This is a genomic window from Streptomyces sp. NPDC055078 (assembly GCF_053607985.1).
In genome coordinates, this window is record NZ_JBSGUP010000961.1 from 1 (window position 1) to 2,244 (window position 2,244).

Annotated in this window: 1 protein-coding gene and 1 pseudogene; both read left to right on the forward strand. The window is 73.4% G+C overall.

The genetic code is table 11. The features are described from left to right. Positions 1-536: pseudogene (locus tag ACWF94_RS39130) on the forward strand (MFS transporter); the annotation flags it as partial. Positions 537-781: 245 nt separating this feature from the next. Beyond that, positions 782-1,984, forward strand: a complete 1,203-nt coding sequence (gene lhgO, locus ACWF94_RS39135; protein WP_453499848.1) for an L-2-hydroxyglutarate oxidase — start codon at positions 782-784, stop codon at positions 1,982-1,984. Positions 1,985-2,244 lie beyond the last annotated feature (260 nt).

The following is a 2,244-nucleotide window of genomic DNA, read 5'->3' on the forward strand; positions in this document are numbered from 1 at the left end:
AGGCGGCGCTGGAGCGCAACCGCGGACTGGCCACCGCCCGGACGATGAGCTTCTTCCGGCTGGTGGAGGCACGGGCCCACGCCAAGGCGAACGACGCGGTCGCGGCCGGGGCGGCGCTGAAGGCGGCCGAGGGCTGGCTGGAGCGGGCCCGGGAGGGCGACGCCGACCCGGCCTGGCTCGGCTTCTACTCGTACGACAGGTTCTGCGCGGACGCCGCCGAGTGCTACCGCGATCTGAAGGCGCCCCGGCAGGTCCGGCGCTTCACCGAGCACGCGCTGTCGCGGCCGACGGAGGAGTTCGTCCGCTCGCACGGGCTGCGGCTGGTGGTGAGCGCGGTCGCGGAGCTGGAATCGGGCAATCTGGACGCCGCCTGCGCGGCGGGCACCCGCGCGGTGGAGGTCGCGGGCCGGATCTCCTCGGCCCGGACCACGGAGTACGTTCGGGATCTGCTGCACCGCCTGGAGCCGTACGGACACGAGCCCCGGGTCGCGGAGCTGCGGGAGCGGGCCCGCCCGCTGCTGATGGCCCCGGCCTAGCCCCGGCCTGAGGGCTGTCCCCGGAAGGGGGACGGACCCCGGACCGGCCCGCTCAGCGGGACGCAGAGGGGCGGCCGGGCAGTGCCCTGGCCGCACCGGAACCGAGCTGATTCCGCACGGTTCCGCACCGGTTTCGCACCGCTGTCCGGGCGACGGAAACCCGGCGTCGGGAACACACCCCTGTTTCGGCTGGTTTAACGGCATTGTCAGTGGGCCAGTGCACTATCGGGGTGGGAGGTGACGCCGTGGCGGTGTCGGGACATGGCTTCGACTGTGACGTGCTGGTGATCGGCGGCGGGATCGTCGGTCTGTCGACGGCGTATGCCGTCACCCGTGCCGCGCCCGGGACCCGGGTGATCGTGCTGGAGAAGGAGCCCGGGACCGCGCGCCACCAGACCGGGCGCAACAGCGGAGTGATCCACAGCGGGATCTACTACCGCCCGGGGTCGCTCAAGGCCCGGTTCGCGGTGCGTGGCGCGGCCGAGATGGTCAAGTTCTGCGCGGAGTACGGCATAGCCCACGAGGTCACCGGAAAGCTGATCGTCGCCACCGGCCGCGATGAGCTGCCCCGGCTGCACGCCCTGGTCCAGCGCGGCCGGGAGAACGGGATTCCGGTACGGGAGCTGGGCCCCGCGCAGATCATGGAGTACGAGCCGGAGGTGCGCGGCCTCGCGGCGATCCAGGTGGGCTCGACCGGGATCGCCGACTACGGCGCGGTGGCAGGTCAGCTCGCGGCGGCGTCCGACGCGGAGATCCGCTGCGGCGAGGAGGTCGTCGCGGTGGACCGCAGGCCCTGGGGGGTCGCGGTGCGTACGGCGGCGGGGACGGTGCTCAGATCGAAGGTGCTGGTCAACTGCGCGGGGCTGTACTGCGACCGGGTCGCGCGGCTGGTGGGCGACGAGCCGGGCATGCGGATCGTCCCCTTCCGGGGTGAGTACTACGACCTGACCAGGCCCGATCTCGTCCGGGGGCTGGTGTATCCGGTGCCCGACCCGGCGTTCCCATTCCTCGGGGTGCATCTGACGCGCGGGATCCACGGCGGAGTCCATGTCGGGCCGAACGCGGTACCGGCGCTCGCCCGCGAGGGCTACAGCTGGTCGGCGGTCCGGCCCCGGGAGCTGGCGGCGACGCTGAGCTGGCCCGGCTCCTGGCGGATCGCCCGGCGCCACTGGCGGTACGGGGCGGGCGAGCTGCACCGCTCCCTCTCCCGGCGGGCCTTCACCTCGGCGGTGCGCCGGCTGCTGCCCGCCGTGGTGGAGTCCGATCTGCGCCCGGCGGACGCGGGGGTGCGGGCCCAGGCGGTGCTGCGCGACGGCACCCTCGTGGACGACTTCCTGATCCAGGAGACGGCCCGTACGGTCCATGTGCTCAACGCCCCTTCGCCGGCGGCGACGGCATCACTGCCGATCGGTCGGGAGGTGGCACGCCGGGCGCTGGCGCAGCTGTGATTCCCGCCACATACACGGGGCCGGGCAGCGCTGCCAGGCCCGGTTTCCGCCACCGCGCGGATCGCCGGGCAGACCACCCGGAAGGCCGACCTGAGGGCCGCCCGGAAAGCCGCTCCGAAGGCTGCTCCGAAAGCCGCTCGGAAGACCACCCCAGATCGCCCGGCAGCCGTGCGCGGCCCGGCTTCCGCCGCCCCGGGCCCCGTACCGGACGCCGTAGAATCAAGTCACTGTGTCCGATCTGCGAAGCCATACCTCCAGCG